This is a genomic window from Tropicimonas sp. (assembly GCF_047971885.1).
Lineage (GTDB): Bacteria > Pseudomonadota > Alphaproteobacteria > Rhodobacterales > Rhodobacteraceae > Tropicimonas.
Map to the genome: position 1 here is coordinate 1 of NZ_JBKEAE010000010.1, position 19,633 is coordinate 19,633.

The following is a 19,633-nucleotide window of genomic DNA, read 5'->3' on the forward strand; positions in this document are numbered from 1 at the left end:
CCGCCGAACTGATAGGCGATGGTGGTCAGAAGCCGGCTTTGCGAGACGACGGGGGTGGCACCGGTGTTGAGCAGGGCAAAGCACCCGGTACCATAGGTCGATTTCATCATCCCCGGTTCGAAACAGGCCTGTCCGATGGTCGCGGCCTGCTGGTCGCCGGCCACGCCGAGAATCGGGATCGGCTCGCCCAGAAGCGACCGGTCGGCTTCGCCGAAATCCGAGGCGCAATCGCGCACATCGGGCAGCATCCGCAGCGGAATCCCCAGCAATTCGCAGATCGAACGGCTCCAGCCGCCCTTGTGGATATCGTAGAGCAGCGTGCGTGCGGCATTCGTCGCGTCGGTCGCGTGAACCCTGCCGCCGGTCAGCTTCCAGATCAGGAAACTGTCGACGGTGCCGAACAGCAATTCGCCCGCCCCGGCGCGGGCACGGGCGCCCTCAACGTTGTCGAGCAGCCATTTCAGCTTGGTACCCGAGAAATAGGGGTCGAGCAGCAGACCGGTCTTTTCGGTGAACATCGCCTCGTGGCCGGCTTCGCGCAGCGCGTCGCAGATCGGTGCGGTGCGGCGGTCCTGCCAGACGATGGCGTTGTGGATGGGCTCACCCGTCGTCCTGTCCCAGACCAGCGTCGTCTCGCGCTGGTTGGTGATCCCGATGGCGAGAACCTGCGAGGCGGGAATGCCGTGTTCCGAGATCACGTCCCGGCAGGTTCTGACCACGCTGCCCCAGATATCGGCCGGATCGTGCTCGACCCAGCCGGAAGCCGGAAAATGCTGCGGGAACTCCTCCTGCGCGATGGCGGCGATGCGCATGTCACTGTCGAACAGGATGGCCCGGCTCGATGTCGTGCCCTGATCGATGGCGAGAATATGGGTCATGGGTTCTCTCTCTTTCCTGCGCGGGGCGCCGCACCCGCCGGCCGCGGCCCCTTTTCGCTTCCGCCCAGATTTGCATGCCATGGCCCGAACCGGAAAGGCGAATCCGGCGGTGCGCGCTCAGGCCGCGATGGTCCTGCGTGCGTGCATCCAATCCTCCAGTGCCTCCACCTCGGCGGCACTCAGCCGCAGGCCCAGCTTCGAGCGCCGCCACAGCACGTCCTCGGCGGTGGCGGCGAATTCGCGATCCATCAGCCACACAACCTCGCGTTCGCTCAGGCTGTGCCCGAACCCACGGCCCAGATCGTCAGCCGAGGATGCCGCGCCCAGCACTTCGGGCACTTCGGTCCCGTAGGCACGGACGAGCCGCTCGGCCCATGCGGCATCGAGGAACGGATAGGCATGCCGGACCCGGGCGATCAGCGCATCCACACCGTCGACCGGAAAATCGCCGCCCGGCAATGGTGCCCGGGCGGTCCATGTGCCGGTTCCGCCCGGCACATGAGCGGCGATCCGATCGAGCGCGGCTTCGGCGAGCCGGCGATATGTCGTGATCTTGCCGCCGAATATGTTGAGCAGCGGCGCGCCCCTGTCGTCGATCTTCAGCACATAGTCGCGCGTCGCCGCCGTCGCCGATTTCGCGCCGTCCTCATAGAGCGGCCGGACACCCGAATAGCTCCAGACCACATCGTCCTCCGAGATCGGATTGCGGAAATAGCCGGAAGCAAGGTCGATCAGGTAGCGCTTTTCCTCCTCGGTGCAGCGCGGCTTGCTGTCGGGATCGTGGTGTTCCTTGTCGGTGGTGCCGATCAGGGTGAAATCGGTCTCGTAGGGGATGGCGAAGATGATCCGCCCGTCGGTTCCCTGGAAGAAATAGCACTTGTCGTGATCGAAGAGCCGGCGCGTGACGATGTGGCTGCCCCGGACGAGATGCACGTTCTCCCGCGTTCCGACATGCAGAACCTCCTCCAGCACCTGCTTGACCCACGGCCCGGCGGCATTGACCAGCATGGCCGCCTCGACGGTGCTTTCGCTGCCGGTGTCGCGGTCGCGCAGCGTCACGATCCACCTGTCCGGCAGGCGCTCGGTGTGCACCACCCTGGTCCGGGGCAGGATGCGGGCGCCCCGCGCCGCCGCGTCGCGCGCGTTCAGCACCGTCAGCCGGGCATCGTCGACCCAGCAGTCGGAATATTCGTACGCCTTGCGGTAGACCGGATCGAGCGGCGCGCCAACCGGATCCCCGGCCAGGTCGATCGCGGTGGTTCCGGGCAGGAAATCGCGCCCGCCAAGGTGATCGTACATGAACAGCCCGGCCCGGATCATCCATGCCGGGCGCCGCCCGCGGGTCCACGGCATCGTCAGGCTCAGCAGCTTCGAGGCCGGCGTCTGGGTGTCGAAGCGCATGTCGGGGCGATAGGGCAGCACGAAGCGCATCGGCCGGCTGATGTGCGGCATGTTGCGCAGCAGGACCTCGCGTTCGATCAGCGCCTCGCGCACCAGGCGGATCTCGAAATACTCGAGATACCGCAGCCCGCCGTGGAACAGCTTGGTCGACGCCGAGGAGGTGGCCGAGGCAAGATCGCCCATCTCCGCCAGCCCGACCGCAAGACCACGCCCTGCGGCGTCGCGCGCAATGCCGCATCCGTTGATGCCCCCCCCGATGATGAAGATGTCGAAGGCGTCTCGGCGGGCAGCGGATTCGGTCATGGCGGGCTCCGGAAATGCGCTTCCCACAAACATCAGGATGCCGCGCCGGTCAATCGATAATGTTCGTTTTTGTTCGATTATGGTCTTTTTGTCGCTCTATTTGCCGTCGTCGCCGAAAAATAAGGTTTGATCTTTCCCCAAATGGCAAAACCGAACATTATCGCGTCATGGCATTCAGCTTCAGGCAAACAGACATCATCGAACTGGCCCGGCAACGGGGCAAGGTCACGGTCGAGGGGCTGGCGCGGCATTTCGGCGTGACCTTGCAGACGATCCGTCGCGACCTGACCGAACTGGCCGAGGCGGGGGCGCTGGAACGGGTGCACGGCGGCGCCATGCCGCCGGCGCGGGTCAGCAACATCGGTTATGCGGAGCGTCGCGCGCTCAACGCCGGCGCCAAGGACGCCATCGCCCGCCGCTGCGCCGAGGCGATCCCGAACGGCTGTTCGCTGTTTCTCAACATCGGGACCAGTACCGAAGCGGTGGCGCGGGCGCTGCTGCGGCACCGCAAGCTGCTGGTGATCACCAACAACCTCAACATCGCCAATATCCTCGTCGCCAACCCCGAGGCCGAAATCCTGCTGGCGGGCGGATTGCTCAGGCGGTCCGACGGCGGGCTGACCGGCGCGCTGACCTCGGCACTGATCGAACAGTTCAAGGTCGATTACGCGGTGATCGGCTGTTCGGCGCTCGACCGCGACGGCGATCTGCTCGATTACGACCTGCAGGAGGTCAGCGTCTCGCAGACCATCCTGCGGCAGGCGCGCACCGCCTGCCTGGTCGCCGATGCCTCGAAGTTCGAGCGCAGCGCGCCGGTGCGGATCGCATCGCTTTCGGAAATCGACCACTTCTTCACCGACCGGCCGCCGCCACCGCCGCTGGACACACGTTGCCGCGACTGGGGCACCGGGGTGGTGATCGCCTGAGAGGCTCAGACCATGCGGATCGCATCGCGCGGGATGGTCAGCACGTACCCCTTGCGGGCGATATTGCGCACCAGCAGTTCGCTGACGATCTGATTGCCCAGCGAATCGCGCAGCCGCTTGATCCGCGTCGCACCCGCGGCTTCCTCGCAATCCTCGGGCCGGCGCCCCTGGATCGTCGCCTCGAGTTGGGCGCCCGACAGGATCTCTTCGTCCATGCGCGCTTCGGCCAGAACCGACAGTGTTTCGATCGCCGCCTCGGTCAGCTTGAATTCCATGTTGTTGATCAGGACCAGCCGCTCCTCGCGGCTGATGATCAGTTCGTTGACCTGAATGCCCTGCCGCTCAACTTCCTCCATGCGGCGATTGAGCGCCGCGATGATCCCCAGCAGCGCCAGCGCGGTCGCCAGCATGGCCACGGCAAAGACCAGCAGGACGAAGATGATCTGCCGGTAGCTTTGCAGCACTTCGGCGAACGAGGTGCCGCTGGCGGCAAGGATTTCCAGCAGCTTGATCTCGGCATCCGAAGTCAGATTGTCGTTTTCGACGAAAATCCGCTCGACACGGGTGTTGAACGCATCCGCGTCAGGAAGCGACCAGAACAGCCCGCCGGCCGCGATGGCGAGGATCAGGGCGATGGCCGCAATGCCGATATAGAGCGTGCGGCTGCCCGCCCTGCGCGCCTCAATAACGGAGGTGGTACTGTCCGGCACTCTTCTTCCTTTCGTCCAGCCCCTGCTCGTCGAAGACGCCCAGCACGTTCAGCAGCGTCCAGCCGTCCTTGGCAATGCGGGTGGCGATCTGCGACGCGGCGGCCTCGCGGGTGCAGGGCGATTCCCTGAGCCTGATCGTTCCGTAATGAAGACGCAGCGGATCGTCCCGCTTCGCCTTGTAATCGGCATAGCAGGCCGCCGACGCCGGGGCCGCAGCAAGCGCCAGCATCACTGCCAGCGCGGGGAAAAGAACGCGTGTCATCATGGGGCGACATTGGGCCGGAACGCCGGGACATTCAATAACCGCAGGGCTCCGGGCGCTCTGCAATCGGATAGCAGCCGGCCGATATTGAGCGATTTTCCGGATCCGGGCGAAGGATCGGCCATCGCCGCCGGGCGTCACGACACACCGGCATCGACGACATTGCGATTTACAGGAGACCCCCATGTTCAAGACACTTGCCGCCTCGGTTCTTTCCGTTTCCATCGCCCTCACCGGCCTGACGCCCGCCCCCGCCCGCGCCGAGGGCTCCGACGTTCAGAAATGGGTGATCGGCGCCGGCCTGCTGGCGATCACCGCCGCCGCCATCCGCGAACATCAGCGCGATCAGGAAAAGGACCGCAAGCGCGACAGGAAGAAGGCCGGGGAACGGCGCGAGCGGGAACGCGAGATCGCCTGGCAGCGCGAGCAGGACAAGCGGCAAAAATGGAAGCGCGAGGAAGAAAAACGCTACGAAAGCTGGAAACGCGCCGAGGACAAGCGCCGGCAACAGGCGACGCGGCGTGACAACGCCCGCAAGCAGCCGCCGGCGGTGATTCGCCCGCTGCCGGACCGCCGGAGCGACGCATCCCGAAATCGCAACCACGCACCCGAACGCATGATCGAACAGCGCCGGGACCTGCCGGGCAGCTGCGTGAAGACCTACAAGACACGTCAGGGCAAATCGACGGTTCTGCGGGGTGATTGCCTGCGCGGCAAGGGGGTCAACACCCGCGCACTGCCCGACCGTTGCGAGCGCCGCATCGACCGGCCCGGCGAGGTCAACGACCGGACGGCATGGTCGCGCGCCTGCCTCAGGGATTTCGGATATCGCATCCGGTAGGCACCGGCCGTCTGGTCCGGTCCGGATATCGGGCGGTGGTGGCGGGGGCTCCGGCCCTCGCCATCTTTTCGCTTGCACCCCGCCGCCACACGGCGTCCCCTGCCGGCATGAAACCGGATTTCCGCATGGAAGAAGACGCCCTGAGGGCGGGGTCGCGGGTGATCGCCGGGGTGGACGAGGTCGGGCGCGGGCCGCTCGCCGGCCCGGTCACTGCCGCTGCCGTGGTGCTCGACCCGGCGAACATTCCCGATGGCATCGACGACAGCAAGAAGCTGTCGCCGGGCCGCCGCGAAACGCTGGCGGACCTGATCCACCGGACATCGCGGGTTGCGGTGATCCATGTCGGCGTGGACGAGATCGACCGCCTCAACATCCTGCGCGCATCCCATCTGGCGATGGTGCTGGCCTTGCGGCGGCTGCCGCAGGTTCCCGATCTGGCGCTGATCGACGGAAAGCTGCTGCCGCACGATCTGCCCTGTCCGGCGCAGGCGCTGGTCAAGGGCGACGCGCGCAGCCTGTCCATCGCCGCGGCCTCGATCGTCGCCAAGGTCGCCCGTGACCGGGTGATGGTGGATTTGGCGCAACAGCACCCCGGCTACGGCTGGGAGCGCAACGCAGGATATCCCACGGCCGGACACAGGGCGGCGCTCCGAAATCTGGGGGCGACCCCACACCATAGACGTTCCTTTGCTCCGGTGCGCAACATATTGTATCAAGAAAAAACCACAACCTCTTGATTTAAAAAAGAATTTGACCGCGAATCACCTTTGACTCATTCTGTCGGCAAGACGACGCCCACAAAAACGGGGCGCGGGACAGAGGCAGACATGACAAAGACGACGATCCGTGCTGCGGCCAGACCGCTGCCGCTGAATCAGATCATTGCCGGCGATTGCATCGAAGCGATGCGCGGATTGCCGGATGGCTCGATCGACCTGATCTTTGCCGATCCGCCCTACAACCTGCAACTCAAGGGCACGCTGCACCGTCCGGACAACAGCCTTGTCGATGCAGTGGACGACGAATGGGACAGTTTCGCCAGTTTCGCCGCCTACGACCGCTTCACCGAGGACTGGCTGACGCAAGCGCGCCGCCTGCTCAAGCCCGACGGCGCGATCTGGGTGATCGGCTCCTATCACAACATCTTCCGCGTCGGCGCGCGGATGCAGGATGCCGGCTTCTGGATCCTCAACGATGTGATCTGGCGCAAGTCGAACCCGATGCCGAATTTCCGCGGCAAGCGGCTGACCAACGCACACGAGACGATGATCTGGGCCAGCAAGTCCGAAGGCGGCAAATACACCTTCAACTACGAGGCGCTGAAGGCGCTGAACGAGGGGGTGCAGATGCGTTCGGACTGGGTGTTGCCCATTTGCAACGGCGGCGAACGGCTCAAGGATGCCAACGGCGACAAGGCCCACCCGACCCAGAAGCCCGAATCGCTGCTGCATCGCGTCCTGATCGGCACCACCAACCCGGGCGACGTGGTGCTTGACCCGTTCTTCGGCACCGGCACCACCGGCGCGGTGGCCAAGATGCTCGGGCGCGATTTCATCGGCATCGAACGCGAGGAGGCCTATCGCAAGGTGGCCGGCGCTCGCATCGCCAATGTGCGGCGGCTGGATTCCGACGCGCTCGCGGTTTCGACCTCGAAGCGGGCCGAGCCGCGTGTCCCCTTCGGTCAACTCGTCGAACGCGGCATGCTGCGCCCGGGTGAAATGCTGGTCTCTCCCTCGGGCAAGGCCGCCAAGATCCGCGCCGACGGTACGCTGATCGCCAAGGACACACGCGGCTCGATCCATCAGGTCGGCGCTGCGCTCGAAGGCGCCCCCTCGTGCAACGGCTGGACCTACTGGCATTTCCGCCGCGACGGGCGCCCGGTGCCCATCGACGTGTTGCGCCAGCAAATCCGCGCCGAAATGCGCACCCGTCCCTCCTGAGACCCGCGAACGACATCATTTCCACTCACGAACACCATTCCACTCACGAACTACCGCCGGTGCCTGTGGCCTGACACAATCGGCACCAACTCGACCCCGCCTTCACCGGCGGGGTCCTTTTTTGACCGGCGGGCCCGTACATGTCCGGCATGCAGGCATTGTTGCGCAACTTGCACCGGCGGTCACAGGAATTGACCGTTTCCGAATGTCGACAGGGCGGACGGACGGACGGACGGGCGAACCGATCCCCAGGGCGCTGTTCAACTGCCCGGATTTCGGGCAAATCCCGGCGCCGCGACAGGAGTTAACGTCGCAGTCTGCGGGGTATCAATTCCACTGCGGACAAAACCGTGACAAGTTCCCGCCCGACAGGACGAAACGTCAAGGAGAGCAAGATGGCACTTTCGGAGCAGGAAATTGCACGCATCAAGCAGAGCTTCGATGATCTGGAACCGAATCTCGAACCGACATCGGTCCATTTCTACGAGGAACTCTTTGTTCGCGCCCCGCACATGCGCTCGCTCTTCCGCGAGGATCTCAAGGGTCAGGGCATGCGGTTCATGAACACGCTGGGGCTAATCCTCGACAACATGGTGGACCCGGACACGGTGCCGGTGAACTACGAGGAGCTTGGCCGCATGCACCGGGTTCTGGGGATCAAACGGGGCGATTTCGCGCCGATGGAGGATGCGCTGATCGCCTCGCTGGCGTTCAAGCTGGGCGACGGGTTCGATGGCGAACTGGAAACTCTGTGGCGCGCGGCCTACCGCGATTTCAGCGCCCGGCTTGTCGCGGAGGGTGATATTCCCGACTGACGGCCCCTACCCGTCCGTCGGCGCAGGGTGACCAAGGTGGCAGGAGAAGCGGAACGATGGACCAGCAGGAACTGACCGGAATCGAACGGGCGCGGCGGGGAATATTTTCGCGCGACTGGTTCGGGCAATTGTACCGGGGCGAGCTGTCGCTGGGAGATACATTCTGGATCGGCAACTTCGGCACAGCCCTCGTGCTCGCTCCGGCGATCTTCGCCGGATACGTGGCGCTGATCGTCCTCGGCGCCGGCGCCGCCGTCTGGCCGTGGTTTCTCGGGCTGACCGCGACGGCCGTCTTCGTCCATTTCGCCTTTCTCGCCTGCGCCGTCTTCATCGCCGCGACGCAGGCCCCGGAGGCCGGCGGATGGCGGTGGGCGGGCGTGGCCATCACCGTCGCCAACGCCGCCGGAGCGGCGCTGTTCGCCATCCGCTTTCTTTCGCCCTGAGAGCCGCCGGACACTGCCGTACACGGAATGCACCGCAGCGCGGGTGTCACTCGGCCGCGTCGGCCCAGGATTCGACCGGCGGGCAGGTGCAGACCAGATTGCGATCGCCATAAACGTTGTCGACCCGCCCCACCGGTGGCCAGTACTTGTCGACACGGAAGCTGCCCGGCGGGAAACAGCCGCGCTCGCGCGGGTACTTGCGGTCCCAGTCGGCAACCAGATCCTCGACCGTGTGCGGCGCATGGCGCAACGGCGATTCCTCGATCGCGATCTCACCCGCCTCGACATCGGCGATCTCGCCCCGGATCGACAGCATGGCGTCGATGAAGCGGTCAAGCTCGGCCCTGGTCTCGGATTCGGTCGGCTCGACCATCAGCGTTCCGGCCACCGGCCACGACATGGTCGGCGCGTGGAAACCGGAATCCATCAGCCGCTTGGCAATATCGTCGACCGTCACCCCCGCCTCGGCAAAGGGCCGGGTATCGAGGATGCACTCATGCGCCACCCTGCCCTGCGCGCCCTTGAACAGCACCTCAAAGGCGCCCGACAGGCGCGCGGCAATGTAGTTTGCGCTGAGGATGGCAACCTTGGTCGCCTGGGTCATCCCCGCGCCGCCCATCAGCAGGCAATAGGCCCACGAGATCGGCAGGATGGAGGCCGAACCGTAAGGCGCCGACGAAACAGGCCCCTCGGCACCGCCGGTCACGGGATGCCCGGGCAGATAGGGCGCCAGATGCGCCTTGACCCCGATCGGGCCCATGCCCGGCCCGCCGCCGCCATGCGGGATGCAGAAGGTCTTGTGCAGGTTGAGGTGGCTGACATCCGAGCCGATATCGCCCGGCTTCACCAGCCCGACCATGGCATTGAGGTTCGCCCCGTCCAGATAGACCTGCCCGCCGTGCCGGTGGGTGATGGCGCAGACCTTGCGCACGGTATCCTCGAACACGCCGTGGGTGCTGGGATAGGTGATCATGCAGGCGGCCAGCCGGTCGCCGGCCGCTTCCGCCCTGGCCGTGAAATCCTCGATGTCGATATCGCCGTTCGGGGCCGATTTCACCACGACCACCTTCATCCCTGCCATGCTGGCCGAGGCCGGGTTGGTACCGTGCGCCGATACCGGAATCAGGCAGACATCGCGCGCCTCGCCCCGGGCGCGATGATAGGCGGCGATGGTCATCAGGCCCGCGTATTCGCCCTGCGCGCCGGAATTGGGCTGCATCGACATGGCGTCGTAGCCGGTGATCTCGCACAGCTTGGCCGAGAGATCGGCGATCATCTCGGCATAGCCCTGCGCCTGATCCGCCGGAACAAAGGGATGAAGCTGGCCGAATTCCGGCCAGGTGATCGGCATCATCTCGGCCGCCGCGTTCAGCTTCATCGTGCACGACCCAAGCGGGATCATCGCCCGGTCGAGCGCCAGATCGCGGTCGGCAAGGCGCCGCATGTAGCGCATCATCTCGGCCTCGGCCCGGTTCAGGTGAAAGATCGGATGGGTAAGATACTCGCTCTCGCGCAGCAGATCCTCCGGCAGGGCGACCCCATCGGGGTTGCCGAAAGTCTCGGCAACCCCGAAGGCGCGCCAGACCTTCTCGATGGTCTCGGGCGTGCAGGTCTCGTCGACCGAAATGCCCACCCTCGTTTCGCCGAACCGGCGCAGGTTGATACCCTCGGCCACCGCCGCGCGCAGGACCGCCCCCTGAAGCGGCCCGACCTCGACGGTGACCGTGTCGAAAATGCGCTCGGGCGAGACATCGAAACCGGCATCCCGCAAGCCCCCGGCCAGCCGGACCGCCATCACATGCACCCGCTCGGCAATCGCGCGCAGCCCTTTCGGCCCGTGAAAAACCGCATAGAACGAAGCCATCACCGCCAGCAGCGCCTGCGCGGTACAGACGTTGGACGTGGCCTTTTCGCGGCGGATGTGCTGTTCGCGGGTTTGCAGCGACAAACGATAGGCCTTGTTGCCGCGCGCATCGACCGAAACGCCGACGATCCGCCCCGGCATCGACCGCTTGAACTGGTCGCGGCAGGCCATATAGGCGGCATGCGGGCCGCCGTAGCCCATGGGCACACCGAACCGCTGGGCCGAGCCCACGGCGATGTCGGCGCCCATCGCGCCGGGCTCCTTCAGCAGCAGCAGGCCCAGCGGGTCGGCGGCAACGATACCGATGGCCTGCGCGGCATGCAGCGCCTCCATCTCGGGGGTGAAGTCGCGCAGCCTGCCGTCGGTGCCGGGGTACTGGAACAGCGCCCCGAACACGGCCCCCGCATCAAGCTGGTCGGCCGGCGCCACGATCACCCTGATGCCAAGCGGCGCGGCACGGGTCTCGACCACGGCGATGGTCTGGGGGTGGCAGTTGTAGTCGACAAAGAAGGCCGTGGCCTTCGACTTCGCCACACGCTGCGCCATCACCATCGCCTCGGCGGCGGCGGTGCCCTCGTCGAGCAGCGAGGCATTGGCAACCTCGAGCCCCGTCAGATCGGAAATCATCGTCTGGAAGTTCAGCAGCGCCTCGAGCCGGCCTTGCGCGATTTCGGGCTGATAGGGCGTATAGGCGGTGTACCACGCCGGATTTTCCAGGATGTTGCGCTGGATAGCCGGCGGCGTGACCGTACCGTAATACCCCTGCCCGATCAGCGATTGCAGAACCCGGTTCTTCTGCGCCACCTGACGCATCCTTACCAGCAACTCCCCTTCGGGAAGCGGCGGCCATGCCAGTGGCGTTTCCTGCCGCAGCGAACCGGGCACCGTCTGATCGACAAGCTGGTCGAGGGAGTCCGCCCCGACGGCTTCGAGCATCTTCACCATTTCCTCGGGCGAAGGGCCGATGTGACGGCGGTTGGCGAAATCGTATGGATCGTAGGCGGTGGGCGTGAATGGCACGGCGGGCCTCCCGTGGGCGATTGAAAAACCGCAGCGCCGGACGGAACAGTCCGGGCACTGACCCGGCCGGCGGCACCCTGGTCCGCGGGCCGGGATACGGCGGAAGCTGACAGGACGGTCTGCCGGCGCCTAGCCGATCAGGTCCTTGTAGGCGTCTTCGTCCATGTAATCATCGAGTTGCGAGGCGTTTTCGATCTTTACCCTGAAGAACCACCCGTCGCCTTCGGCGTCATCGTTCACCGTTCCGGGCTTGTCGACGATGGTCTCGTTGATGGCGACAATCTCGCCATCGACCGGTGCGGCGATATCCGACGCGGCCTTGACCGATTCGATGACCACAACCTCGTCTCCCTTTGTGATCTGGGTTCCCGGTTCGGGCAGTTCGACGAAGACGATATCGCCCAGTTGCTCCTGGGCGTGGTCGGTGATGCCGACGGTCACGATATCCCCCTCGAGGCTCAGCCACTCGTGGTCTTCGGTATATTTCATGCGCGTTTCTCCTCAGCGTTTGTAGGTGGAAGGACGGAAGGGAAGCCCGGCAACGCGCGCCGCAAGCCGCTTGCCGCGCACCTCGCCCCAGACGCGGGTTCCGGCGGCGGACAGGCGCAGGGGCAGGTAGCCCATGGAAATCGGATGCCCGACACTGGGGCCAAAGGCGCCCGAGGTCACGCGGCCGACCGGATGCGAATCGCTTTCGGCCTCGAACAGTTCCACCCCGTCGCGCATCGGCGCGCGGCCTTCGGGAACCAGCCCGACGCGGCGCTTGTCTTCGGGGTCGGCATCGCCGGCAAGCTTCGGCCCGATCACGGTATCGCCGGGGTATTTTCCGGCACGTACGCCGCCGGGGCGCCGCGCCTTCTGGATCGCCCAGGCCAGCCCTGCCTGCACCGGGTCGGTCGTCGTGTCGATATCGTTGCCATAAAGGCAGAGCCCGGCCTCGAGCCGCAGACTGTCGCGCGCGCCCAGACCGACCGGCGCAACCTCGTCCATCGCCAGCAGGGCACGGGCGAAATCGTCGGCCCGGCCCGATTCGACCGAAACCTCGAATCCGTCCTCGCCGGTGTAGCCCGAGCGCGAAACCCAGAGACTTCCGAACTCGCTGGGGAAAACGCCTATATCCATGAAGGCCATATCCGCCACCGGTGCGATCCGGTCGAGCGCGGTTTCCGCCCTGGGCCCCTGGATGGCGATCAGCGCGCGGTCGGTGATCTCGATCACATTCGCCTGCGGCAGGTTGCGCCGCATGTGGTCGAGGTCGAACGCCCGCCGCGACGCATTGACAACCATGAACAAATGGCCGTCGCGCCGTCGCGCGACCATCAGATCGTCGAGGATGCCACCATCCTCGGCAGTGAAGAACGCATAGCGCTGGCGCCGGTCGCCCAGATTCGCCAGCGCCTGCGGCACCAGCCGTTCAAGATCGAGCGCAACGCTGTCGGCATCGAGCAGGACCTGCCCCATGTGGCTAACGTCGAACAGCCCGGCCGCCTCGCGGGTGTGCAGATGCTCCTTCATCACGCCAGCCTTGTACTGCACCGGCATCTCGTAGCCGGCGAACGGCACCATCCGGGCACCAAGCTCCAGATGCAGCGCGTGAAGCGGGGTTTTCTTCAACTGATCGGTCATCGGTCTTCCTCCGTCTCGTGCGTCCGCCGTCGGGAAAACCACGGCACCACCCGGGCCGCATCCGCAGCCCTCCTGATGCCCCCTCTGTTCTTTTGCCTGAGATCGTTATCCCTTCGGCGGGGGCCGCGCCCCTCTCTCCAGAGTTTCGTCCCCGTGCGGTCCGTTTGCCTGAGAGTTTACCGGGGCGGTTGCTCCTTCGGCACCGGTCGAATGGACCGGGTTCTCCCGACGCGGGGTAACTTACCGATATATCAGCCCTGCGCGCACGGCAAGTCTTGCCAATCGCGACGGTGCGTCGGAATTTCCGCTCATGGCGAACGCTCTGTTTTTCGGCTACGGCTCGCTTGTCAACGCCGCCACGCACGGCTTTTCCGGCTGCCGGCCCGCCCGGCTCGACGGGTGGCGCCGGGTCTGGGTGCCAACCGGGCTGCGCACCCGCGCCTTCCTGTCAGCCGAACCTGCCAATGGCGCCATCGACGGGCTTGTCACGGCGGTGCCGGAAGGAGAGCGGGCCGCGCTCGACGCGCGCGAGCAAGCCTATACGCAGCACCGCGTGCAGGTATGCCTGACCGGAACCGGCCGGGAAACGACGGTCAGGCTCTACGCGGTGCCTGCACGGCACAGGATCGCCCCCCTGCCCCGGCACCACCTTGCGCTGAGCTATATCGATGTCGTCGTGCAGGGGTTTCTCGATATCTATGGCGAGACCGGCGCGCGCCGGTTCTTCTCCACAACTGCCGGCTGGGACCTGCCGGTCGTCGACGACCGTCAGGCACCACATTATGCCCGCCACCGCCCGCTGCGCCCGTGGCAACGCGCGTTTGTCGACGCCGGACTTGCGGCCCTGGGCGTAACGATTCGCCGCCCGTGACCCGCGGGGCAACCGGCCGGATCTATCGTACCACCGGCTTTGCCTGCATCAGCGGCATGAATTCGGCCAGTTCGGGGCCGCGCGCGCGGCCGGTCAGTGCCTTGCGCAGCGGCATGAACAGCGCCTTGCCCTTGCGGCCGGTCGCCGCGCTCACCGCGCCGCTCCAGCCTGCCCATGTCGTTTCGTCGAAGGGCAGATCGGGCAGCATGGCCAGCGCGATGCGAACGAACTCGGTATCCTCGGGTTCGACAAGCGCGTCGGCGCCTTGCCAGAGGATCGCCCACCAGCCGGCCATGTCGCCGCGCGTGGTGACGTTCTCGCGCACCATGTTCCAGAACCGCTCGGCCAGAGCATCCGGAACGCCGAGCGCCGCAACCTCGTCCGCCACCGCAGAGTAGGGCAGCGCGTGCAGGTAGCGCGCGGTCAGCGGCAACAGGTCTTCGACATCGAACTTGGTCGGCGCGGCACCGAAATGGCTCAGGTCGAACCCGTCGATCAGTTCCTGATGCGAGGTTCGCAGTTCCACCGGATCGGACGAGCCAAGCCGCGCCATCAGCGAAAGAAGCGCCATCGGTTCCACCCCCTGCGCACGCAGATCGCGCAGCGACAGCGTGCCCAGACGTTTCGACAGCGGCTCGCCCTGTGGCCCGGTGAGCAGCGAATGATGGGCAAAGGCGGGAACATCGCCCCCCAACGCCTCGATGATCTGGATTTGCGTCGCGGTGTTGGTCACATGATCCGAGCCGCGCACCACATCGGTGACCCCCATGTCGGTATCGTCCACCACCGAGGCGAGCGTATAGAGCACCTGCCCGTCGCCACGGATCAGCACCGGGTCGGAAACGCTGGCCGCATCGATCGAGATATCGCCCAGAATCCCGTCCTGCCATTCGATGCGCTGCTGATCGAGCAGAAAGCGCCAGTGTCCGGGCCGCTCGGCGCGCAGGGCGTCCTTCTCGGCCTCGGTCAGCTTCAGCGCCGCGCGGTCGTAGACCGGCGGCCTGCCCATGTTGAGCTGCTTCTTGCGCTTCAGATCCAGTTCGGTCGGGGTCTCGAAACACTCGTAAAACCGTCCCCTGGCGCGCAGGTCGTCCGCCGCCGCCACATAGCGGTCGAGCCGGGCGCTCTGCTTTTCGATCCGGTCCCATCCCAGCCCGAGCCATTCCAGATCCTCCTGGATGGCATCCGCATATTCCTGCTTCGAGCGCTCCGGATCGGTATCGTCGAGCCGCAGGATGAAGGTGCCGCCCGCCTTGCGCGCGATCAGCCAGTTGAACAGCGCCGTGCGCAGGTTGCCGACGTGCAGGTATCCCGTGGGGGACGGGGCGAAACGGGTGACTGTCATCTCGGGCCTCCTATGGCGCGCGCTCTTTCACAGGGCGGCGTTCTTGTCCATACCGGGCCGGGACATCGGAGGAAACCGCCATGGACTGGGCAAATGCCGGGGCACCGGGCCTCGCCGACATCGAAGCACTGGCCGAGGCGGCGCGCGCCGCCCTGCCCGCCCCGTTCGCCGGCCCGGCGCGCGAGGTGCTGCTGCGCATCGCCGAGATGGCCGACGACGACATGCTCGGCAGCGTCGGCGCCCAAGACCCGTTCGAACTGACCGGGCTGTACGACGGGATCCCGCTGACCGAACGCTCGGTCATGGACCAGCCCGACCGGCCCGACACAATCTGGCTTTTCCGCCGCGCGATACTCGACGAATGGTGCGAGCGCCAGGAGGTGCCGCTGGGCGAGCTTGTCGCCCATATCGTCGTGCACGAATTCGCCCATCATTTCGGCTGGTCCGATGCCGACATCGCCCGCATCGACCGCTGGTGGGAATAGGCCGCGCATCGGGGCGGTATCCGCCTCGTCGGATTGTGATGCGGCTGCATGCGTTTTGCGGATAGCATCGGCCGTGAACCGACCGGACAGGAGGATCCCGGATGACGATCAAGATCACCCGCCGCGCCGCCCTTGCCGCCGCCGCCGCCATGCCGGTGTCGCTGGCTGCGCCGCTGCCACTGCGGGCGCAGGATGGCGCGACGAAACCGCTGCCGATGGGCCGGGCGCGCGGCTTCCGGCTTGGCGATATCGAGGTGACGGCGATCCTCGCCGGCAGCGCGCCGCGCGACGAGCCGCATTCGATCTTCGGGCTGAACGTGCCGGACGAGGAGTTCGCCGCCGTCAGCGCGGAGAATTTCATCCCCACCGACAGGGCGCAGTTCTATTTCACCCCGACGGTGGTGAGAACGGCGGACAGCACGATCCTGTTCGATACCGGCCCCGACGCCGCCGGCACGACCGCCGCGCTGGCCGAAGCCGGCTACGCGCCCGGGGACATCACGCATGTGGTGATCACCCACATGCACGGCGACCATATCGGCGGGCTCACCACCGGGGATGGCCAGCCCACCTATGCCAGTGCGTCCTATATCACCGGGCAGGTCGAATACGACCACTGGGCGACAACCGGCAACGCGGGGTTCGAAACCCAGGTGCGCCCGCTGGCCGACAGGTTCACCTTCGTCGGCGACGGCGCCACGGTCGCGCCCGGCATCACCTCGGTCGCCGCCTTCGGCCACACACCGGGGCACATGGCCTACATGCTCGACAGCGGCGGGGCGCGGCTGATGCTGATCGCCGACACCGCCAACCACTACGTCTGGTCGCTGGGCTATCCCGACTGGGAAGTGCGCTTCGACAACGACAAGACCATGGCCGCCGAAACCCGGCGCCGGGTGCTCGGCATGCTTGCCGCCGACAGGGTTCCGATGATCGGCTATCACATGCCGTTTCCGGCAGCCGGATTCGTCGAACCGCGCGGCGACGGGTTCCGCTATGTTCCCGTCAGCTATCAGCTGATGTAGCCGGCTCGGGGGCCGGCACCGCCGAAACCGGTCCGACGGGGCAGTTCCGCCGCGGAATCGCATCTTCGGGCGCGTCTGCAATCCCGGAATGCCGGGATTGCAGAGCGCGGTGATTTTACGCGCTTTCTGTGGTTGCAAAAGCGCTGTGGATCCGCAGTGTGTGCGCAAACATCGCAAGAAACCGGTGGAGTGATGAAATGGCCGACATTCTCACGCTGACGCTGAATCCAGCGCTGGACATGAATACGGAGACGGACAAGGTGGTACCGGACGTCAAGCTCCGGTGCACCGACCCCAAGGTCGACCCGGGTGGGGGCGGAATCAACGTTGCGCGGGCCATCACGCACATGGGCGGCGAGGCGATTGCCATCGTCGCGACCTCGGGCCACAACGGCAACCGGCTGCTCGACCTGCTCAAGGAAGAGGGAATCACCCCGGTACCTATCCCGTGCCCGGGAGAGACGCGCCTCAGCATGGTGGTGAACTGCAAGGAGACCGGTCTGCAATACCGTTTCGTCCTGCCAGGACCGGAGTGGAAGGCACAGAACGTCCAGAACGCCATCGACACGACGATCAGGCACGCGCCGAAGGACGGCCTGATCATCTTTTCGGGCAGCCTGCCGCCCGGCGTTCCGATCAATTTCAGCGATTCGCTCGCCAGGGCCATCGGCGGTGCGGGCGCGAAGCTGATCATCGACACCTCCGGGCCCGCCCTGAAGCGGATCGTCGAGGAGCACCGGTCGCGTCCCTTCCTGCTGCGTTCGGACGACGAGGAGGCCGAGGGGCTGGCCGGCCGCAAGCTGGCGACCCCGTCCGACACGGCGGCCTTTTCGCGCGAGCTGATCGGGCGTGGCGTGGCCGAGAACATCATCTTCGCCCGCGGCGCCGAGGGCTCGGTGCTGACCACCGCGCAAGGCTCGTGGCTCGCCACCGCCGCCAAGGTGAAGGTCGTCTCCAAGGTCGGCGCCGGCGACAGCTATGTCGGCGGGTTCACGCTGGCGCTGGCACGTGGCGAGACCATCCAGGAAGCGGCACGCTGGGGCGCGGCCGCCGCCTCGGCCGCGGTCACCACCGAGGCGACGCGGCTCTGTGCCCGCGAGGATGTCGAACGCCTGCTGCCGCAGTGCCAGCTGATCGAACTCTGATCCCAGAGCACCATGCAAGTCACGATCTATCATAACCCGGCCTGCAGCAAGTCGCGCGACGTGCTGCGGGTCATCGAGGCCGCCGGCTACACCCCGAAGATCGTCCAGTACATGCGCGAGGGCTGGAACCGCGACGAACTCAGGACGCTGCTCGACGAGGCCGGCCTTTCGCCGCGCGACGTGATGCGCCGGGAACGCGGACCGGCGATGGAACTGGGCCTGCTGGAGGAGGGTGTCACCGACGACCGGATCCTCGACCAGATGGTCGCCCATCCGGTAATCGTCGAGCGGCCCATCGTGCGGACCGACCGTGGCACGCGGCTCTGCCGGCCCGTCGGCACGGTGCTGGAGATTCTCGACAAATGGCCCGAGGGGCCGTTTTCCAGATCGAACGGCAAGCTGCTGATCGACGCGCAGGGTCTTCCGGTTCCCGGCGTCTGAAAGCGGCGCTCACTCGGTATCGTCGGCATAGACGCGGATATAGCGGCCGCCGACCTCGACCCCGACAAAGGCCTGCCCGAAGGCACGGCACAGGCGCTGGCCAAAGGCCACCACCGCATCGCTGTCGTCGGTACGGATGCGCGCCAGAAGCACCTTGCGCAGATCGCCGTCGATCAGCGCATGCGCCTCGCTGATGGTGATGGCGGGAAAGAACACCGCCGCCTCCTGCGCCAGTTTCTGGATATCGGCCCCGGTCAGCCAGCGCCTCCCGGTATTGGGCAGGTAGACATGGTGCACATCCTGACCGATCTCGACCTCCAGATGGCGCACGGCCTCCTTGCGGCCGTCGACGACCAGCGGCGCGTCATTCAGGATGGCGCGCTCCGCCGAGGCGGCGGTTTGCTCGAACAGTTCCTCCAGCCGGGGGTTGGCGCCCCGGCCCGCCTCGACCAGTTCACGACACGATCTGAGGTACCCGAGCTTGCGCTCCACATCCCACCCCGCAGGGGCGGACACCACCAGAGAGCGCAGGTTCGAGATCACGTCGGCAATCTTCACCGCACGGGACTCGGCCGGTTTCCCGGGCATCGCGGCGATACGGCTGCGCTTGCGCTCGGGTTTGCTGAGCGACATGTCATCGGTATTTTCGCTCACGATTCGCGCGACACGCGCGCCAAACAGGCCGGCGAGGGTTTCGACGGACACGCCGGCATCCTCGATCGTGTCGTGCAGCAGCCCGGCGATCATCAGGTCCCGGTCCCGCCCGCCGGTCGATTGCCCGACCAGATCCATCACCTCGATCAGATGGTTGACATAGGGCTCCTGCGCCGCCCCCTTGCGGCGCTGGTTGCGGTGCGCCTCGGCGGCGAAGACGAGGGCCCGGGACAGGGCAAGGATGTCGTCGGACATGTAAGCATCCCCGAATTTCTGACCCGGCGCGGGCGCATCTCGGTTGCCAATCCCTAGAACGGCGGAGCGACGGCGAAAAAGGGTCTCCGGATGCGATTCTTGCGCCGGGTGGCGCCAAAGCCACCGTTCGCGGCCGTCCGGTCAGCTTTCCAGCCGGTCGCGCCAGCGGTTGACGATCGGGTAGCGGCGGTCGAGCCAGAAGGCGCAGCGCGTCAGCCGCGCACCGGGTGCGGCCTGAAACCGCTTGTATTCGCTCAGATAAACCAGCCGCTCCACCTGTTCGACATCGGCGATGTCGAAGCCCTCGGCGACGATCTCGCCGATGCTCATGTCCTCGTCGACCAGCCGTTCGAGGATGCCGTCCAGAACCGGATAGGGTGGCA

Annotated in this window: 20 protein-coding genes, 1 pseudogene and 1 riboswitch; of the genes and pseudogenes, 11 read left to right on the forward strand and 10 right to left on the reverse strand. The window is 66.1% G+C overall.

Annotation, left to right across the window (positions count from 1 at the left end; all coding sequences use genetic code 11):
* Together ACK5IR_RS00985 and glpD are read right to left on the reverse strand one after the other, a co-directional pair.
* Positions 1–878, reverse strand: an 878-nt coding sequence (locus ACK5IR_RS00985) for an FGGY family carbohydrate kinase (protein ID WP_416925002.1), incomplete at its 3' end; no start/stop codon positions are given.
* 117 nt (positions 879–995) lie between these two features.
* Positions 996–2,582 (reverse strand): glycerol-3-phosphate dehydrogenase, encoded by a 1,587-nt coding sequence (gene glpD, locus ACK5IR_RS00990; RefSeq protein WP_416925004.1) that lies wholly within the window; start codon positions 2,580–2,582, stop codon positions 996–998.
* A gap of 167 nt (positions 2,583–2,749) precedes the next feature.
* On the opposite strand from glpD, the gene ACK5IR_RS00995 reads away from it, so the two are divergent.
* Complete coding sequence (locus ACK5IR_RS00995; RefSeq protein WP_416925006.1) at positions 2,750–3,508, forward strand: DeoR/GlpR family DNA-binding transcription regulator; 759 nt, start codon at positions 2,750–2,752, stop codon at positions 3,506–3,508.
* A 5-nt stretch (positions 3,509–3,513) separates the two neighbouring features.
* Here ACK5IR_RS00995 and ACK5IR_RS01000 read toward each other — a convergent pair whose 3' ends face one another.
* A complete protein-coding gene (locus ACK5IR_RS01000) occupies positions 3,514–4,218 on the reverse strand; it encodes a winged helix-turn-helix domain-containing protein (RefSeq protein WP_416925008.1) in 705 nt (234 codons plus the stop codon).
* Positions 4,190–4,483, reverse strand: a complete 294-nt coding sequence (locus ACK5IR_RS01005; RefSeq protein WP_416925010.1) for a hypothetical protein — start codon at positions 4,481–4,483, stop codon at positions 4,190–4,192. The genes ACK5IR_RS01000 and ACK5IR_RS01005 overlap by 29 nt, the downstream gene beginning before the upstream one ends.
* 181 nt (positions 4,484–4,664) lie before the next feature.
* Between ACK5IR_RS01005 and ACK5IR_RS01010 the strand changes: the two genes are divergently transcribed.
* The 5 genes from ACK5IR_RS01010 (at position 4,665) to ACK5IR_RS01030 (ending at position 8,519) form a co-directional block, all read left to right on the forward strand.
* Positions 4,665–5,321 carry a hypothetical protein gene (locus ACK5IR_RS01010; protein ID WP_416925012.1) on the forward strand — a complete coding sequence of 219 codons (657 nt, stop codon included), beginning with the start codon at positions 4,665–4,667 and terminating at the stop codon, positions 5,319–5,321.
* A 125-nt stretch (positions 5,322–5,446) separates the two neighbouring features.
* Positions 5,447–6,058, forward strand: a complete 612-nt coding sequence (locus ACK5IR_RS01015; RefSeq protein WP_416925014.1) for a ribonuclease HII — start codon at positions 5,447–5,449, stop codon at positions 6,056–6,058.
* A 90-nt stretch (positions 6,059–6,148) separates the two neighbouring features.
* On the forward strand, positions 6,149–7,261 hold the full coding sequence (locus tag ACK5IR_RS01020; protein ID WP_416925016.1) for a site-specific DNA-methyltransferase: 1,113 nt from the start codon (positions 6,149–6,151) through the stop codon (positions 7,259–7,261).
* A 395-nt stretch (positions 7,262–7,656) separates the two neighbouring features.
* Positions 7,657–8,076 (forward strand): globin domain-containing protein, encoded by a 420-nt coding sequence (locus tag ACK5IR_RS01025; protein ID WP_416925018.1) that lies wholly within the window; start codon positions 7,657–7,659, stop codon positions 8,074–8,076.
* 56 nt (positions 8,077–8,132) lie between these two features.
* A complete protein-coding gene (locus ACK5IR_RS01030; RefSeq protein WP_416925020.1) occupies positions 8,133–8,519 on the forward strand; it encodes a hypothetical protein in 387 nt (128 codons plus the stop codon).
* A gap of 46 nt (positions 8,520–8,565) precedes the next feature.
* Here ACK5IR_RS01030 and gcvP read toward each other — a convergent pair whose 3' ends face one another.
* The 3 genes from gcvP to gcvT all read right to left on the reverse strand — a co-directional run bounded on the left by gcvP (position 8,566) and on the right by gcvT (position 13,029).
* Entirely contained in the window at positions 8,566–11,403 is a 2,838-nt protein-coding gene (gcvP, locus tag ACK5IR_RS01035; RefSeq protein ID WP_416925022.1) for an aminomethyl-transferring glycine dehydrogenase, read from the reverse strand.
* Between the two features lie 129 nt (positions 11,404–11,532).
* Positions 11,533–11,892: a glycine cleavage system protein GcvH gene (gcvH, locus tag ACK5IR_RS01040; RefSeq protein ID WP_416925024.1), complete on the reverse strand. Its 360-nt coding sequence runs from the start codon at positions 11,890–11,892 to the stop codon at positions 11,533–11,535.
* Between the two features lie 12 nt (positions 11,893–11,904).
* Positions 11,905–13,029, reverse strand: a complete 1,125-nt coding sequence (gene gcvT / locus ACK5IR_RS01045; RefSeq protein ID WP_416925026.1) for a glycine cleavage system aminomethyltransferase GcvT — start codon at positions 13,027–13,029, stop codon at positions 11,905–11,907.
* 146 nt (positions 13,030–13,175) lie between these two features.
* A riboswitch (glycine riboswitch) is annotated at positions 13,176–13,268 on the reverse strand.
* A 71-nt stretch (positions 13,269–13,339) separates the two neighbouring features.
* Here gcvT and ACK5IR_RS01050 point away from each other — a divergent pair.
* Entirely contained in the window at positions 13,340–13,900 is a 561-nt protein-coding gene (locus tag ACK5IR_RS01050) for a gamma-glutamylcyclotransferase family protein (protein ID WP_416925028.1), read from the forward strand.
* A 22-nt stretch (positions 13,901–13,922) separates the two neighbouring features.
* Here ACK5IR_RS01050 and gltX read toward each other — a convergent pair whose 3' ends face one another.
* On the reverse strand, positions 13,923–15,245 hold the full coding sequence (gene gltX / locus ACK5IR_RS01055) for a glutamate--tRNA ligase (protein WP_416925030.1): 1,323 nt from the start codon (positions 15,243–15,245) through the stop codon (positions 13,923–13,925).
* A gap of 80 nt (positions 15,246–15,325) precedes the next feature.
* Between gltX and ACK5IR_RS01060 the strand changes: the two genes are divergently transcribed.
* From ACK5IR_RS01060 to arsC, 4 genes are all read left to right on the forward strand, one after another.
* The gene (locus ACK5IR_RS01060; protein WP_416925032.1) at positions 15,326–15,730 is read left to right on the forward strand and encodes a metallopeptidase family protein; all 405 of its coding nucleotides are present in this window, start codon (positions 15,326–15,328) and stop codon (positions 15,728–15,730) included.
* A 101-nt stretch (positions 15,731–15,831) separates the two neighbouring features.
* Complete coding sequence (locus ACK5IR_RS01065; protein WP_416925034.1) at positions 15,832–16,755, forward strand: MBL fold metallo-hydrolase; 924 nt, start codon at positions 15,832–15,834, stop codon at positions 16,753–16,755.
* 197 nt (positions 16,756–16,952) lie between these two features.
* The gene (locus ACK5IR_RS01070) at positions 16,953–17,900 is read left to right on the forward strand and encodes a 1-phosphofructokinase family hexose kinase (protein ID WP_416925036.1); all 948 of its coding nucleotides are present in this window, start codon (positions 16,953–16,955) and stop codon (positions 17,898–17,900) included.
* Between the two features lie 12 nt (positions 17,901–17,912).
* Positions 17,913–18,341 carry an arsenate reductase (glutaredoxin) gene (gene arsC / locus ACK5IR_RS01075; RefSeq protein WP_416925038.1) on the forward strand — a complete coding sequence of 143 codons (429 nt, stop codon included), beginning with the start codon at positions 17,913–17,915 and terminating at the stop codon, positions 18,339–18,341.
* 9 nt (positions 18,342–18,350) lie between these two features.
* On the opposite strand, the gene ACK5IR_RS01080 is transcribed toward arsC, so the two are convergent.
* Together ACK5IR_RS01080 and ACK5IR_RS01085 are read right to left on the reverse strand one after the other, a co-directional pair.
* A complete protein-coding gene (locus ACK5IR_RS01080; protein WP_416925040.1) occupies positions 18,351–19,250 on the reverse strand; it encodes an HD domain-containing protein in 900 nt (299 codons plus the stop codon).
* Positions 19,251–19,391: 141 nt separating this feature from the next.
* Positions 19,392–19,633 (reverse strand): annotated as a pseudogene (locus tag ACK5IR_RS01085) (NAD+ synthase); the annotation flags it as partial.

What these genes read in the sequence shown, in the direction of transcription:
- ACK5IR_RS01080 (WP_416925040.1), bottom strand. Translation starts at nt 19,250, where the DNA reads ATGTCCGACGACATCCTTGCCCTGTCCCGGGCCCTCGTCTTCGCCGCC.
- ACK5IR_RS01060 (WP_416925032.1), top strand. Translation starts at nt 15,326, where the DNA reads ATGGACTGGGCAAATGCCGGGGCACCGGGCCTCGCCGACATCGAAGCA.
- ACK5IR_RS01010 (WP_416925012.1), top strand. Translation starts at nt 4,665, where the DNA reads ATGTTCAAGACACTTGCCGCCTCGGTTCTTTCCGTTTCCATCGCCCTC.
- ACK5IR_RS01020 (WP_416925016.1), top strand. Translation starts at nt 6,149, where the DNA reads ATGACAAAGACGACGATCCGTGCTGCGGCCAGACCGCTGCCGCTGAAT.
- ACK5IR_RS01030 (WP_416925020.1), top strand. Translation starts at nt 8,133, where the DNA reads ATGGACCAGCAGGAACTGACCGGAATCGAACGGGCGCGGCGGGGAATA.
- ACK5IR_RS00995 (WP_416925006.1), top strand. Translation starts at nt 2,750, where the DNA reads ATGGCATTCAGCTTCAGGCAAACAGACATCATCGAACTGGCCCGGCAA.
- gltX (WP_416925030.1), bottom strand. Translation starts at nt 15,245, where the DNA reads ATGACAGTCACCCGTTTCGCCCCGTCCCCCACGGGATACCTGCACGTC.
- glpD (WP_416925004.1), bottom strand. Translation starts at nt 2,582, where the DNA reads ATGACCGAATCCGCTGCCCGCCGAGACGCCTTCGACATCTTCATCATC.
- ACK5IR_RS01070 (WP_416925036.1), top strand. Translation starts at nt 16,953, where the DNA reads ATGGCCGACATTCTCACGCTGACGCTGAATCCAGCGCTGGACATGAAT.
- ACK5IR_RS01025 (WP_416925018.1), top strand. Translation starts at nt 7,657, where the DNA reads ATGGCACTTTCGGAGCAGGAAATTGCACGCATCAAGCAGAGCTTCGAT.
- ACK5IR_RS01050 (WP_416925028.1), top strand. Translation starts at nt 13,340, where the DNA reads ATGGCGAACGCTCTGTTTTTCGGCTACGGCTCGCTTGTCAACGCCGCC.
- ACK5IR_RS01005 (WP_416925010.1), bottom strand. Translation starts at nt 4,483, where the DNA reads ATGATGACACGCGTTCTTTTCCCCGCGCTGGCAGTGATGCTGGCGCTT.
- arsC (WP_416925038.1), top strand. Translation starts at nt 17,913, where the DNA reads ATGCAAGTCACGATCTATCATAACCCGGCCTGCAGCAAGTCGCGCGAC.
- gcvT (WP_416925026.1), bottom strand. Translation starts at nt 13,029, where the DNA reads ATGACCGATCAGTTGAAGAAAACCCCGCTTCACGCGCTGCATCTGGAG.
- ACK5IR_RS01065 (WP_416925034.1), top strand. Translation starts at nt 15,832, where the DNA reads ATGACGATCAAGATCACCCGCCGCGCCGCCCTTGCCGCCGCCGCCGCC.
- gcvH (WP_416925024.1), bottom strand. Translation starts at nt 11,892, where the DNA reads ATGAAATATACCGAAGACCACGAGTGGCTGAGCCTCGAGGGGGATATC.
- ACK5IR_RS01015 (WP_416925014.1), top strand. Translation starts at nt 5,447, where the DNA reads ATGGAAGAAGACGCCCTGAGGGCGGGGTCGCGGGTGATCGCCGGGGTG.